Consider the following 13,461-nt stretch of genomic DNA (forward strand, 5'->3'; position numbering starts at 1 on the left):
GGGGGGGCCGGGGGGGGGGGGGGGGGGGGGAGGTGTCGATGAGCCCCGCGCCAGCGGAGTACACGCGCGGGCGACCAAGCGCATTCCAGGCCGCGGACTCGGGCGGAGCGACGACCGAGCGCACCCACGCGGCGGGCTCAGGCGAGGCAATGACCGCGCCCCGCACGGTCGGCCACGGGCGAGGGCGGCAGTCGAGCGCCGCGCGCGGGCGGGTACGTCCGGGGCGCACCGCAGCGACGGGCCCGCGCGTGGCGATGCGCCTGCGTCCCCGCCCGGGCGGTGGAACAGAGTCGGGGCCGCTCGATCTGGTCAAGGGCCAGGCGCGGTCCGGGTGTTGCGGCAGGTCGGGCTCGGGGGCCGCGGGCCGGCGTGCAGACGGCACGTACCCGCAGCCCACGTCACCGCCCGCCCCACGCGCCGGCCCACGACCCACAACCCGCGACACCGCAGCCCCCGGACGGTCGGCAAGGCCGGGGCCGCGCGGCCGTCCGGGGCGGTGTTGGGGGCGGTGCCGGGGGTGTGAAGGCCGCTACAGGGTCGCCGAGTTGTCGTGTGGGGCGCTCGGGCGGTTCTGCGGGGTGCGGAGGGTCGTGGTGGCGGGGGTGACCGTCCAGTCCGGGTGGCCCGGCATTCTCGGGGTCTTCGTGCCGTAGAGCCAGTCCCGCAGGAAGCCGGACTGGTCCGTGCCGGAGACCTCCGAGGCGACGGCGATGTAGTCGGCGGTGGAGGCGGAGGCGTTGCGGAAGCGCTCCAGGAAGGTGGACTCGATCGCGGCGAAGGCCGTCTCGCCGACCTGCTGGCGCAGCGCGTACAGGACGAGCACGCCGCCGAGGTAGCGCTGGCTGTCGAAGAGGTTGGTCGCGTTCGGGGCGGCGACCGGGCCGGAGGACTTACGCCACTGGTCGCCGCGCGCGTACGTGTCCTTCATGCGGGCTTCCATGGTGGTCAGGCCGAGGGAGTCGGTCCAGCCGCGCTCGTAGCGGTACAGCAGCCCGTAGAAGTCGGCGTGGCCCTCGTTGAGCCACAGGTCGGACCAGGTGGCCGGGCTGACGGAGTTGCCGAAATAGGAGTGGACCAGCTCGTGCATCATGTGCGAGCCGATGCTCTTCTCCGCCTGGAGCAGGAAGTTCGGCTTGTACAGGGTGAGGGTCTGGGTCTCCAGGCCCGTGAAGTCGAAGGCCGTCGAGGAGTCGTTGTTGCAGGGCAGCAGGCCGTACGTCTCGAACGGGAAGGCGCCGAGCCGCTGCTCGATCCAGCTCACCAGGTTCGGGGTGAGGGCCAGCGCCGGCTCCAGCGCGGTGGCCCGGGCGGTCGGGACGACGTCCCGGAGCGGGAGTCCGTGCGGCCCCTGCCGTTCCTTGATCACGTAGTCGCCGACCGTGATCTGCACCAGCTCGGTGGCGATCGGCTCCCGGGACGCGTAGCAGTACGCGGTACGGCCGTCGCCGAGGTCCTCCGTGCTCACCAGCCGCCCGTTCGCGACGCCCTTGAGGGCGGCCGGGACGGTGACGCGGAAGGTGAAGTCCGCCTTGTCCGAGGGGTGGTCGTTGCACGGGAAGACGGTGTGCGCCGAGTTCGGCTGGGGGCAGACGGCGAAGCCGTCCGGGGTGGGCACCCAGGCGGTGTGCGCGAGCGTACGGCGCGGGTCGGCGCCGTACGCCACGACGACGGTCGTCGCCTCCCCCGCGGACAGCGTGGAGGAGGGCGTGATCCGCAGCTTCTCGCCCGCCTGCTCGAAGGCGGCCGTCTCGCCGCCCACGGTGACGGTGTGTATGTCCAGGCCCAGCGCGTCCAGGGAGAAGCGGCTCAACTCCTGGGTGGCGGTGACCGTCACCGTCGCGCTCGCCTCGACGAGCCGGGTGCCGGCGTCGTACGCGAGGTCGAGGTCGTAGGCGGAGACCCGGTAGCCGCCGTTGCCGAGGCCGGGATAGACGGAGTCCCCCAGGGTCTCCGGGCCAGGGGTGCCGGTCTCCCGGTCGGCGTCCGCCTGAGCGGCTTCGGCCTGCGCCGGGGAGGCGTCGGCGTGCGCCGGGGAGGCCAGGGACAGGGCCGCCACCGAGCCGAGCAGGGCTGCCGGGGCCGTCACTCTGGAGCGATATCTCATGGTCCGCTTTCGTCGGGCGGCCGGCTGGTCGGGTCCGGCCGTCGGATGAGTGTGATCAACCTGCATGACCACAAGATCGGACGCTTGAGTTGCCTCAGGAGATGCACAGGTTCTCGGACAGCGTGCCCGGACCCCTGTCGAGCCCCGCCGGATCACGAGATATCTTGATGTCGAGCAATGTTGCAGACGTGGAGCGGAGCACCCGGTGACTGACTCGACCATCATCTATACGCACACTGACGAGGCCCCGGCCCTGGCGACGTATTCCTTCCTGCCGGTGGTCAAGGCGTACGCCTCGCAGGCGGGTGTCTCTGTGGAGACGCGGGACATCTCGCTGGCCGGACGCATCATCGCGGTGTTCCCGGAGTACCTGACCGAGGACCAGCGGATCCCGGACGCCCTGCACGAGCTGGGCGAGCTGGCGAAGACGCCCGAGGCCAACATCATCAAGCTGCCGAACATCTCGGCGTCGATCCCGCAGCTCAAGGCCGCCGTCGCCGAGCTCCAGGCCCAGGGCTACGCGCTGCCGGACTACCCGGACGACCCGAAGACCGACGAGGAGCGGGACATCCAGGCCCGCTACGACAAGGTCAAGGGCTCCGCCGTGAACCCGGTCCTGCGCGAGGGCAACTCCGACCGGCGCGCCCCCGCCTCGGTCAAGAACTACGCCAAGACCCACCCGCACCGCATGGGCGCCTGGTCCTCGGACTCGAAGACCAACGTGGCGACCATGGGCGTGGACGACTTCCGCTCCACCGAGAAGTCCGTGGTGATCTCCGAGGCCGGTTCGCTGAGGATCGAGCTGGTCGGCGACGACGGCTCCACGACCGTGCTGCGCGAGTCCGTACCGGTCCTCGCGGGCGAGGTCGTCGACGCGTCCGTCCTGCACGTGGCCCCGCTGCGTGAGTTCCTCACCGCGCAGATCGCCCGCGCCAAGGCCGAGGACGTGCTGTTCTCCGTGCACCTCAAGGCCACGATGATGAAGGTCTCCGACCCGATCATCTTCGGTCACGTGGTGCGCGCGTTCTTCCCGAAGACCTTCGCGCAGTACGGCGCCACGCTCGCCGCCGCCGGTCTGACCCCGAACGACGGTCTGGGCGGCATCTACAAGGGCCTGGAGTCGCTGCCCGAGGGCGCCGAGATCAAGGCGTCCTTCGACGCCGAGCTCGCCGAGGGCCCGGCGCTCGCGATGGTCGACTCCGACAAGGGCATCACCAACCTGCACGTGCCGTCCGACGTGATCGTGGACGCCTCGATGCCGGCCATGATCCGCACCTCCGGCCACATGTGGGGCCCGGACGGCCAGGAGGCCGACACCCTCGCGGTGCTCCCGGACTCCTCGTACGCCGGTGTCTACCAGGCCGTGATCGAGGACTGCCGGGCCAACGGCGCCTACGACCCCTCCACCATGGGCTCGGTGCCGAACGTCGGCCTCATGGCGCAGAAGGCCGAGGAGTACGGCTCCCACGACAAGACCTTCGAGATCGCGACCACGGGCACGGTCCGCCTCGTCGACCAGGCCGGCAACGTCCTGATCGAGCAGACGGTCTCGGCCGGTGACATCTTCCGCGCCTGCCAGACCAAGGACGCGCCGATCAAGGACTGGGTGAAGCTGGCCGTCACCCGCGCCCGCGCCACCGGCGACCCGGCGGTGTTCTGGCTGGACGAGACCCGCGCGCACGACGCCAACCTGATCGCCAAGGTCAAGGCGTACCTGCCGGAGCACGACACCGAGGGCCTGGACATCCGGATCCTCGCGCCGGTCGAGGCCACCAAGCTGTCGGTGGAGCGCATCCGCCGCGGCGAGAACACCATCTCGGTGACGGGCAACGTCCTGCGTGACTACCTGACCGACCTGTTCCCGATCCTGGAGCTGGGCACCAGCGCCAAGATGCTGTCGGTGGTGCCGCTGATGGCGGGCGGCGGTCTCTTCGAGACCGGTGCCGGCGGCTCCGCGCCCAAGCACGTCCAGCAGCTGGTCAAGGAGGACTACCTGCGCTGGGACTCGCTCGGTGAGTTCTTCGCGCTGGTCCCGTCGCTGGAGCAGTACGCCGACTTCACGGGCAACTCCCGCGCGAAGGTCCTGGCGGACACCCTGGACCGCGCCACGGCGACCTTCCTCAACGAGGACAAGTCCCCGACCCGTCGCGTCGGCGGCATCGACAACCGCGGCAGCCACTTCTACCTGTCCCTGTACTGGGCCCAGGAGCTGGCCGCGCAGACCGACGACGCGGACCTCGCCAAGGCCTTCGGCCCGTTCGCCGAGACCCTCGCGGCGAACGAGCAGAAGATCGTCGAGGAGCTGAACGCCGTCCAGGGCAAGCCGGCCGACATCGGCGGCTACTACCAGCCCGACCCGGCCAAGGCCGCGAAGGTCATGCGCCCGTCCATCACGTGGAACGAGACGCTGGCGTCCCTGAGCTGACGCGCGTCCCTTCAGGGACGGCTCTGCCCATCTCCGCCCCGGTCGACTTCGGTCCGGCCGGGGCGGGGGTGTGTCCGGGGCGGGCCGCGTTCGGGACAGGTCGCGTACGGTGGCGGGACGTATCGGGGACGTGCCCGTCGCTGCGAAGGCGACCAAGGGCGCCGTTGTGGCGCAGGCCGCCTGCAACTCCTAGGGGCGCGGGGAACTGCGCGACCAGCCACCACGGACTCGCACCCGCCCACCAACAGGCCCCGGCACCCCCCTGGGCGCCCGGCTCAAGCCCAGCGCAGCGCGACTCACCAGTCCCGAGTCGCGATCAGTTCCTCCACGTCCGCGTCCTCGAAGCCGTAGGCCTGCGCGATGAACCAGAACTCCGCGGCTATCTCCTCGCGGGCCACGGTCTCGATGTCGAAGTCCTCGTCCTGGAGGTCGTTGAACTCCTCCGTGGCCGCCTGGGTCAGGACGTACAGGGCGGCCAGGTCGGCAGGGCGGTCCGCCTCGATACGGGCGCACAGGCGCAGCAGGATCTCCTTGCCGAGGTCCACCGCGCGGTCGGGGTACCAGCCGTCGCGGTAGAGCGCGTCGAGGAACGGGTGGGCCGCCACCCGCTGGTCGTCGATGTTCATGCTGAGATGGTGCACCACGCCACTGACAACGCCCCGGGAGCAGCCGTATGCCCTCGTTCGACCTCCTGCCCGGTGCCGAGCAGTCGCCGGTGATCCTCCATGTGCCGCACTCCGCGCGGGACATACCCGCCGAGGTGCGGGCCGGGATCGTGCTGGACGATCCCGCGCTGGAGCGGGAGCTGGACCACATCGTCGACGCGCACACGGCGGAGCTCGCCGAGGAGGCGGCCGGACTGGCCGGCACGACCCCGTGGCGGTTCGTGAACCGGCTCTCCCGGCTCGTCGTCGATCCCGAGCGGTTCCCGGACGAGCGGGAGGAGATGCTCGCCGTGGGAATGGGGGCCGTGTACACCAGGACCACCGGGCGCGAGCCGCTGCGGCCCGCGGACACCGACCCGGAGCCGCTCGTCGAACGCTGGTTCCGGCCCTACGCCCGGGCCATGACCGAGGCCGTCGCCGAGCGGCTCGCGGCCGTCGGGCGGGCCGTCGTCATCGACGTGCACTCCTACCCCAGCGCGCCGCTGCCGTACGAACTGCACGGCGAAGGACCGCGGCCGGCGGTGTGTCTGGGCACCGACCCCTTCCACACGCCGCCCGAGCTGGTCGCGGCGGCCCGGCAGGCGTTCGGCGAGGTCGAGCTGAACAGCCCGTTCAGCGGGACGTACGTGCCGCTGGAGTTCTACGGCCGTGATCCCCGCGTGAGTGCTCTGATGGTGGAGATCCGCCGGGACACGTACATGACGGAACCGGGCGGGCCGGCCGGACCGGGGCTGAACCGGCTCGCGCGGGCACTGGCCGCGCTCGTGGACGCCGTGGACTGACCCCCGTCCGGAGCGCTTCCCCGCACGGTGCGGCCGGGACCGGGCCCGGCCCGGTGCCCGGTGCGGCCGGGACCGGGCTCGGCCCGGTGCCCGGTCCGGCCGCCTCACGCGGACCGGACAGGCGGTTCACACCGTCAGCCAGTCCGTGACGATCACCTCTTCGTCGGTGCGCAGGCGCAGGGCGAACGGGCCGGTCGGGGGCACCTCGCAGGTGAAGCGGCCCATGTCGTCGGTGGTGAGCGGTGCGCCCGGCTGAGGACCGCTGAGCACCTCGATGCGGGCCGACCGGGGCGGCAGCACCTGGCCCATCAGTCCCTGCGCGGTGAGTTCGACGTCGACCGTCACCTCGCCCGCGTGGAAGGTGAGCATCCGGGGCGCCGCCGGCCCTCCCCGCACGGGGAGGGCGTCGACCACCGAGTCGAAGGACAGCTCGGCGATACGGCTGTCCAGGTCGTGCAGCGCGAACGCCTCGACGGCAATCTGCCGCAGGGCCGCCGGCACGGGGTCCAGGATGGCGGTGGCCTGCCGGAGCTCCTCCTCCAGCAGGTCCAGGGCCAACTCCTCGTCGGGCAGGGCCTCTTCGGTGAAGAGGTCGTCGAGGTCGTCGTCGCTCATACCGCCCCCCGGGCTTCGAGCCGCGCCCGCAGCCGCCGCAGGCAGCGCTGGCGCAGTGGTCCGATGCTGCCCACCGCGATCCCCAGGGCGGCGGACACCTCCTGGTAGCCGGGTTTCGGGGACGCCATCAGAATGCGCAGCAACTGCCGGCAGCGGTCGCCGAGTTCCTCGAACTCCTGCCACAGGCGCCGCACCCGCTCGCTCTGCGCGGCGGCCTCCTCGGAGTCGATGAGGGACTGCTCGGGCGTACGGTCCTCGCTGATCCGGTCAAGGAGTTGCGGATCGTCCGTGACGGTCAGCCGTCTTAAGCTCTTGAGCACCTTCAGGCACTCGTGGCGCGCGGTGCTGGCCAGCCAGGACTTGGCCTTGTCGGGTTCGCGGATCCGCCCCAGGTGCTGGGCGAAACGGAACCAGACGGTCTGGTACACCTCGTGCGCGTCGGCGTCGGAGAGGCGGTGCGAGCGCACCACCGACCACACCAGTGGGCTCAGCCCCTCCACGAGCGCCTTCCAGGCCGCCGCGTCGCCGTCGACGGCGGACTGGACCAGCCCACCGACATCTGCTCGGTCCACGGTCCCACCCCTCGTGTACGGCAAGTCATCGTACGCCGTGGAAGGGACCACTCCGGCCCTCATGCGCCGACCGGGCGCTGCACGACCGGCACCGGACGCCAGCCGGCCGGCCTGAGCGCCGGGACGTGCGCCCCGCGCACTTCGGCGAACTGGGTGTTGGCGGCGAGGAGTTGACTCCGGGCGGCACGCGGGTCGGTCTCCTTGTTCGCGGTCATGTGGGCGGCGACCAGACCGGCGACGACCGGGGTGGCGAAGGAGGTGCCGCTCCAGTGCGCGTACCCCTCGAACATCACCTGGTCCGGCTTGACGGTGCCGCCGTCCTCGCTCAGCACCCCGACGTGGGACGGGGACTGGCAGGTGCAGACATAGGTGAAGCCGTACCGGCAGGCCTCGTAGGTGGAGTGCTGGTAGGCGTACGGTACCGGTGCGTCGAAGCCGGTGAGGGCGCTGGTGAGGCGCTCGCCGGGGGCGTAGACCTTCACCCAGGAGCCGTGGTTGCTGAAGCAGGCGCCGAACTCGCCGTCGCCGCGCAGCGCGCCGACCGACAGGACGACGTCCCGGTACTCGGGCAGGTCGGCGTAGGCGGCGGGCCAGAAGGGGCTGGCGCTGGCGTTGTTGCCGGCGGCGGCGACCAACAGGGTGCCGTGGGCGTGCAGTTCCTGCATGAAGGCGTCCATGCCGAGCAGTCCGTCGGTGCGGCCGTTGGAGGTGCCCGCGGACAGGCTGATGATGTCGGGCCAGCCGTCGGCGACGGCCTCGAAGAGCCGGTCGCCGAGCTCGGACTCCAGGATGGCGCCCGCGTCGTTGAGGGTGTTGCGGACGGTGATGTCGGTGTTGGGCGCGACGGCCGCGAGGACACCGGCGATGAAGGTGCCGTGGCCGACGTACTGGAGGAGGTTGCCGTCCGCGTCGGTCTCGGTGCCGTGCAGGTCGCCGTCGACGTGGGCGAGCAGCGGGACGAGCGCGTGGTCGTGGGTGAGGCCGTTGTCGACGACGAGCACGCCCACCGCGGTGCCGGGGTCGTGAGCGGCTTCCGCCGGGGCCGGGTTGGTGCCCTGGCTGAGGGAGGCGGGCACGGGTTCGTCGCCGGGGCAGGAGTTGACGGCGATCGACACCACGTGGTTGCGGCTGACGATCCGGCGCCCGGCGCGGCCCTCGCGCTCGCTCATGGCGCGCAGCGCGTGGGTGACGGCGCGGTCGCCGCGCCGGTCGCCGTGACCCGGGTCGCCGACCTTGATGCGGGTGATGCCCGAGCGGTTGGTCTCGGGACTGTCCCGGCGCACGTGGTCGCCGGTCAGACCGGTCGCCGCGGTGAAGTGGGTGCGGACGGTCTCCTCGACGAGCGCCGCGTCGCGGCCGTCCCGGGCGAGGACGACACCCTTCTCGTAGATGAACTCCGAGGCGTCGTCGGGCCCGAGGGCCAGGGGGACATCGGGCATGGAACGCTGGATCTGGTCGAACTGCTCGTGGAATCGCTGAGGTGCCATGGCGTGTCCTCCCACTGGGCGGCGGTCGTCAGTCAGAGCCGCGGGACCGGTCATTGATACAGCGCCGAACCGGTGTGGCCCGCCACCCGTGGCACTACCATCCTTGGGGTGACAGCGGGAAGCGACTCGGTTCTCGAACTTCTGCCGATGGTGTTCGCCGCCCCCAACCAGGCGCTGGCGAGGGCGGAGGAGGTACTCGGCTCCGATCCCTCACCGCTGCACGCCTCCGTGGCCCACCAGGTGATCGGCATCTGGCAGCGGGACTGGGGCGACCTGCGGATCGCCCTCGACCATCTGCGCCGCGCCCGTGATCTCGCGGCGCGCTCGGAGTCGGCCGACCGGGAGGCGGACGTGCTGGCCGCGCTCGGGGTGGCGCTGGTGCACGCGGGGCGCACCCGGCAGGGGCTCGCGGCGCTGGAACGGGGGGTCGAGGTCGCCGGCGGGCACACCCGCGCCCGGGTGCTGTTCCGGCGGGCGTACGCGTCCTGGGTGCTGGGGCAGCACAAGGCGGCGCTGGAGGACGTACGGCGGGCGATCCCGGTGCTGCGGCAGGCCGAGGACGTGATCTGGACGGCGCGGGCGCTGACCCTGCGGGCGACCGTGCATCTGGCGCTCGGCGCAGTGGAGCGCGCGGACGCCGACTTCACGGCGGCGGAGGCGCTGTGGGACACCACGGGCCAGGAGCACGACAAGGCCGACGCGGTGGAGAGCCGGGGCCTTGCCGCCTACCGGTCGGGGGACGTCCCGGCGGCGCTGCGGCTGCTGGACGAGGCGCAGGAGCGGTACGCCAAGCTCGGCACACCGACGTTCATGCTCACGGTCCGGCGCTGCGAGGTCCTGATGGCAGCGGGGCTGGCCCGGGAGGCGCTCGCGGAGGCGGACGCGGCGATCAAGGTCCTCGACGGCATCGGCGGACAGTCGACGCTGAAGGCGGAACTGCTGCTCGCCGCCGCGCGGGCGGCCCGGGTCGAGGGGGACGCGCACACCGCGATCGCACGCGCCGACCTGGCGGTACGGCTGTTCGCGGGGCAGCGGCGCTCCTGGTGGGAGACGCATGCCCGGCTGGTGCTGATCGAGGCACGGGTCGCCGCGGGGCGTGGTTCGGGGCGGCTGGTCGCGGACGCGGCGGCGGTCGCCGAGCGGCTGGCGTCCTTCGGCGCGCCGGCGGCCCCGGAGGCCTCGCTGCTGGCGGGCCGGATCGCGCTGGTCCTGGGGTGGCGCGAGGACGCCCAGCGGCATCTGGAGGTCGCCGCGCGCAGCCGGCACAGCGGGCCGCCGCTGGCGCGGATGACGGGCTGGGCGGCCCGGGCGCTGTGGGCGCGGGCCGTGGGCTCCGACCGGCGGGTCCTGGAGGCCTGCCGTCGCGGCCTGGACGTGCTCGACGACCACCGGACGACACTGGGAGCCTCCGAGCTCAGGGCCCGGGCCACCGCGCAGGGCGCGGAGCTCGCCGCGCTGGCCGCGCGGGCCTCGCTCGCCTCGGGCGGACCGCGCCGGCTGCTGGTGTGGAGCGAGCGCTGGCGGGCCACCGCGCTGTCCGCCCCGCCGACCCGCCCACCGGCCGATCCCGGCCTGCTCAGCGATCTCACCGCGTTCCGGGAGATCGCCGCCCGGGCGGAGGCGGCCCGGACGGAGGGGCGGCCGGTGCCGGCGCTGGAGCGTGAACAGCGGCGCCTGGAACGGGAGATCCGCTCCCGCACCCACCACATCCGCGGCGACGCCCCCGGTGACGGCTACCGCTTCGACCCGGCCGAACTGCTGGAACGGCTCGGCGACGACGTACGGCTGGTCGAACTGGCCGTGCTGGACGGGCGGGTGCAGGTGCTGCTGTGCGGGCGGGGGCGGGTGCGGCGGTTCGAGGGCGGCCTGCTGGCCGACGCGGAACGCGAGGCGGAGCACGTCCAGGCGGGCCTACGGCGGCTCGCCCACCCAGGTGCGGAGGCGCGGCTTCCGGTGGTGGAGGCGGCGGGGCGGCGGCTGGAGGAGCTGCTGCTGGGCCCGGCGGCGGCGCAGCTCGGCTCCGGGCCGGTCGTGGTGGTGCCGCCGGGGCGGCTGCACCGGGTGCCGTGGGCGCTGCTGCCGTCGCTGCGGGAGCGGGTGTTCAGCGTGTCGCCGTCGGCGAGCAGCTGGCTGCGGGCGCACGGGACCGCGCCGCCGGACGGTGGACGCCAGGTCCTGGTGCGCGGGCCGGGGCTTGCGACCGGCGGCGCCGAGGTGCCCGAACTGGCCGGACGCCACGGTTCGGCGACCGTCCTGGAGTACGACGAGGCGCGCGTGCCGCGGGTGCTGGAGGAGCTGGACGGGGCGGCGCTGGCCCATATCGCGGCGCACGGCACGTTCCGGGCGGACAGCCCGTTGTTCTCCTCGTTGCGGATGGCGGACGGGCCGCTGATCGTCCATGACTTCGAGCGTCTCGACCGCAGCCCCTACCGGATCATTCTGTCCTGCTGCGACACGGCCCGGTTCGCGTCGGTCGGCGCGGACGAACTGCTCGGCCTGGTCACCGCGTTGCTGCCGCTGGGCACGGCGGGGGTGGTGGCGTGCAGTGCGCCGGTCAACGACGAGGCGGTGGTGCCGTTGATGCTCGCGCTGCACAAGGGGCTCGGTGCGGGGGCGTCGATGGCGGAGGCGTTGCGGGACGCGCGGGCCGCGCTGCCGGGGGACGCGGTGCATCAGGCGACGGGGTGGGCGTTCTCGGCGTTCGGGGCGGCGTAGTCCCTGCCGGAGGTGCGAGGTGTGGTGCGTGGGGCGGCCTGACCCCTCCCCCGAATACTGGGGGTCAGACCGCCCCGGTCCGTGTCCGGCTCAGGCCGGTTGTGCCTCGGGCAGCTCCACCAGGCACGGCAGCGCGTCGCGGTCGCTCGCGCCGAGGCGGGTGTAGGCGCCGTAGAGGTGGTTGCCGACGGTCCGGACCGACAGGGTGAGCTTCTCCGCGATCTGGCGGTTGGTGAGGCCGGCGGCGGCGAGGGTGACGATCTGCCGCTGGCGGGCGGTGAGTTCGCCGAGGACCAGCCCCGCCAGGGCCGGGGTACGGGCGCCCTGGCAGCGGCGGGCCAGGGCGACGGACCGGGTGCGGGAGGTGCGGGCCGCGCCGGGGTCGCGGTGCGCCTGCGCCGCCTGGGCGTACGCCTCCGCCGCGAACAGCAGGAAACCGCGCTCCTCCAGCGTCCGGGCCGCACGGTCGAGGGCGGGTCCGTCTCCTTGGGCGAGCGCGTCGGCGTGCGCGGCGAAGACCCCGGTCAGCCGGCCGACGGCCCGCTCGGGCGCACCGAGGCGGACGGCGTCGTACGGCTCCGCACCGACGGCGTCCAGGGCGGCGTCGAGGTCACCGCGAGCGGCGGCCCACCAGGCGGCGGCGCCGGATGAGGGGGGCGTAGGGGTGCCGGGGTCGACGGCACTGGCTGAGGGGGCCGCAGGGGTGCCGGAGTCGGCGGCACTGGCTGAGGGGGCCGCAGGTGTCCCGGGGTCGGCGGCGGACGGGCCGCCCCTGTTCACCGACCCCGAGCCGCGGATCCGCGCCGACATTCGTTCCAAGTCGTCGCCCCCTGCCGCCACCACTCGCCCCGCCTCGCCCGACTGGGCCGTCGACAGGGCGAGTTCGAGGTGGCAGGGGTGGTCTTCGGGGGTGGTGCGCAGGCCCTCCCGGGCCCAGGAGGCGGCCTCGCGCAGTTGGCCGCGCAGGCGGGCGAAGCGGGCTCGTACGGCGGCGTGCGGGGCCGGGATGCCGATGCCCTCGGTGACGAGCCACTCCCCCACCGGCGCCGGTACGGCCCGTACGTCCGTCTCGGCGATGGCCCGCGCCAGGGCGGCCGTCTCGGTCTCCAGGGCGGCCGTGCGGTCGGACGGGGTGCGGGCCAGGCGGCGGGCCCTGAGGCGGCCTGCCACCGAACGGAGCACCGGGCCGTGGAGGGGGTGGGCGAGGCTCGCGGTGCCGTGGTCGTCGATGTGGACCAGGCCGTCGGCCTCCAACACTTCGAGCGCGCCCAGGTCGAGCGTGTCGGCGTCCACGGGGAGCGGTTCGCCGAACGCCAGGCGGTCCAGGGTGGCGCGCTCGCCGGGGTCCGCGCGGTCGAGGAGGTCCGCGAGGCGTTCGCGCACGGTCGCGGTGACCGGCACCGGGCCCCGCCACTCCCACTCGCCCGAGTCCGGGACGCGCGACAGGAGCCCCTGCTCGCGCACCGCACCCACCAGCTCCCGCAACAGCCGCAGATCGCCCTGGCAGAGCCGGTGCAGCCGGCTGACGGTGAGGGCCTCCAGGCCGCCCGCGCCGGCCGCGAGCAGCTGCGCCGTCTCCTCGCGGGGCAGCGGCTCCAGGTCGAGGCGCGGCAGGAGTTCCCCGGTCCACAGACGGGTGATCGCCCCCGGTGCCCGGGCGCCCTCGGTGGCGACGACCAGGAGCCGGGTGCGGCCGTGCACGGCGAGCTGGTGGACCAGGGCGGCCGAGGCGTCGTCGAGCAGATGGGCGTCGTCGACCAGCAACAGCCGTACGCCTGAGAGCAGTTGGACCGCGCGATGCAGGGACACGGTGTCCGGGAGCAGGTGGGCGAAGGCGGCAAACGGGAGGTCGCGGGTCTCGGGCGTCCCCGTCGCCCGCGCGCAGTCGGTGCCGCGCACGGCCTCCGTGACCAGCAGGGTCTTGCCCCGCCCCGCCGGACCGGTCACCACAATGCCGTGCCGGCCGCCGGCCACGGACCCGCGGATCAGCTCGAGTTCGTCCTGGCGCCCGGTGAACGGCCAGGGCGGTCGCAGGCTTGTCGCGTCCCGTTCGAATGTCGTCACGGAAGCAAGAGCACCGCTACTCAGGTCTGATA

General features: G+C 73.4%; 9 protein-coding genes. 3 read left to right on the plus strand and 6 right to left on the minus strand.

Translation table 11 applies throughout. The features are described from left to right. Positions 1–529 precede the first annotated feature (529 nt). Positions 530–2,104 carry a M1 family metallopeptidase gene (locus AQJ54_RS13275; protein WP_062237300.1) on the minus strand — a complete coding sequence of 525 codons (1,575 nt, stop codon included), beginning with the start codon at positions 2,102–2,104 and terminating at the stop codon, positions 530–532. Positions 2,105–2,309: 205 nt separating this feature from the next. On the opposite strand from AQJ54_RS13275, the gene AQJ54_RS13280 reads away from it, so the two are divergent. Then, positions 2,310–4,529, plus strand: a complete 2,220-nt coding sequence (locus tag AQJ54_RS13280; RefSeq protein ID WP_062237302.1) for an NADP-dependent isocitrate dehydrogenase — start codon at positions 2,310–2,312, stop codon at positions 4,527–4,529. Between the two features lie 296 nt (positions 4,530–4,825). Here AQJ54_RS13280 and AQJ54_RS13285 read toward each other — a convergent pair whose 3' ends face one another. Continuing rightward, a complete protein-coding gene (locus AQJ54_RS13285; protein WP_062238597.1) occupies positions 4,826–5,155 on the minus strand; it encodes a DUF5713 family protein in 330 nt (109 codons plus the stop codon). Positions 5,156–5,202: 47 nt separating this feature from the next. Here AQJ54_RS13285 and AQJ54_RS13290 point away from each other — a divergent pair, with 47 nt between their 5' ends. Next, entirely contained in the window at positions 5,203–5,976 is a 774-nt protein-coding gene (locus AQJ54_RS13290; RefSeq protein WP_062237304.1) for an N-formylglutamate amidohydrolase, read from the plus strand. Between the two features lie 126 nt (positions 5,977–6,102). On the opposite strand, the gene AQJ54_RS13295 is transcribed toward AQJ54_RS13290, so the two are convergent. From AQJ54_RS13295 to AQJ54_RS13305, 3 genes are read right to left on the minus strand one after another with little or no spacing between them, the layout of a single operon-like run. Further along, on the minus strand, positions 6,103–6,591 hold the full coding sequence (locus AQJ54_RS13295; protein ID WP_062237307.1) for a hypothetical protein: 489 nt from the start codon (positions 6,589–6,591) through the stop codon (positions 6,103–6,105). Further along, positions 6,588–7,163 (minus strand): RNA polymerase sigma factor, encoded by a 576-nt coding sequence (locus AQJ54_RS13300; protein WP_062237309.1) that lies wholly within the window; start codon positions 7,161–7,163, stop codon positions 6,588–6,590. The genes AQJ54_RS13295 and AQJ54_RS13300 overlap by 4 nt, the downstream gene beginning before the upstream one ends. 59 nt (positions 7,164–7,222) lie before the next feature. Further along, on the minus strand, positions 7,223–8,650 hold the full coding sequence (locus tag AQJ54_RS13305) for a S8/S53 family peptidase (RefSeq protein WP_062237310.1): 1,428 nt from the start codon (positions 8,648–8,650) through the stop codon (positions 7,223–7,225). 147 nt (positions 8,651–8,797) lie between these two features. On the opposite strand from AQJ54_RS13305, the gene AQJ54_RS13310 reads away from it, so the two are divergent. Continuing rightward, the gene (locus tag AQJ54_RS13310; protein ID WP_062237311.1) at positions 8,798–11,365 is read left to right on the plus strand and encodes a CHAT domain-containing protein; all 2,568 of its coding nucleotides are present in this window, start codon (positions 8,798–8,800) and stop codon (positions 11,363–11,365) included. A 90-nt stretch (positions 11,366–11,455) separates the two neighbouring features. On the opposite strand, the gene AQJ54_RS13315 is transcribed toward AQJ54_RS13310, so the two are convergent. After that, entirely contained in the window at positions 11,456–13,429 is a 1,974-nt protein-coding gene (locus AQJ54_RS13315) for a LuxR family transcriptional regulator AbsR2 (protein ID WP_062237312.1), read from the minus strand. Positions 13,430–13,461 lie beyond the last annotated feature (32 nt).

The organism is Streptomyces griseorubiginosus (genome assembly GCF_001514195.1).
In the GTDB taxonomy this organism is placed as follows: domain Bacteria; phylum Actinomycetota; class Actinomycetes; order Streptomycetales; family Streptomycetaceae; genus Streptomyces; species Streptomyces griseorubiginosus.

What these genes read in the sequence shown, in the direction of transcription:
- AQJ54_RS13275 (WP_062237300.1), bottom strand. Translation starts at nt 2,104, where the DNA reads ATGAGATATCGCTCCAGAGTGACGGCCCCGGCAGCCCTGCTCGGCTCG.
- AQJ54_RS13285 (WP_062238597.1), bottom strand. Translation starts at nt 5,155, where the DNA reads ATGAACATCGACGACCAGCGGGTGGCGGCCCACCCGTTCCTCGACGCG.
- AQJ54_RS13290 (WP_062237304.1), top strand. Translation starts at nt 5,203, where the DNA reads ATGCCCTCGTTCGACCTCCTGCCCGGTGCCGAGCAGTCGCCGGTGATC.
- AQJ54_RS13295 (WP_062237307.1), bottom strand. Translation starts at nt 6,591, where the DNA reads ATGAGCGACGACGACCTCGACGACCTCTTCACCGAAGAGGCCCTGCCC.
- AQJ54_RS13305 (WP_062237310.1), bottom strand. Translation starts at nt 8,650, where the DNA reads ATGGCACCTCAGCGATTCCACGAGCAGTTCGACCAGATCCAGCGTTCC.
- AQJ54_RS13310 (WP_062237311.1), top strand. Translation starts at nt 8,798, where the DNA reads ATGGTGTTCGCCGCCCCCAACCAGGCGCTGGCGAGGGCGGAGGAGGTA.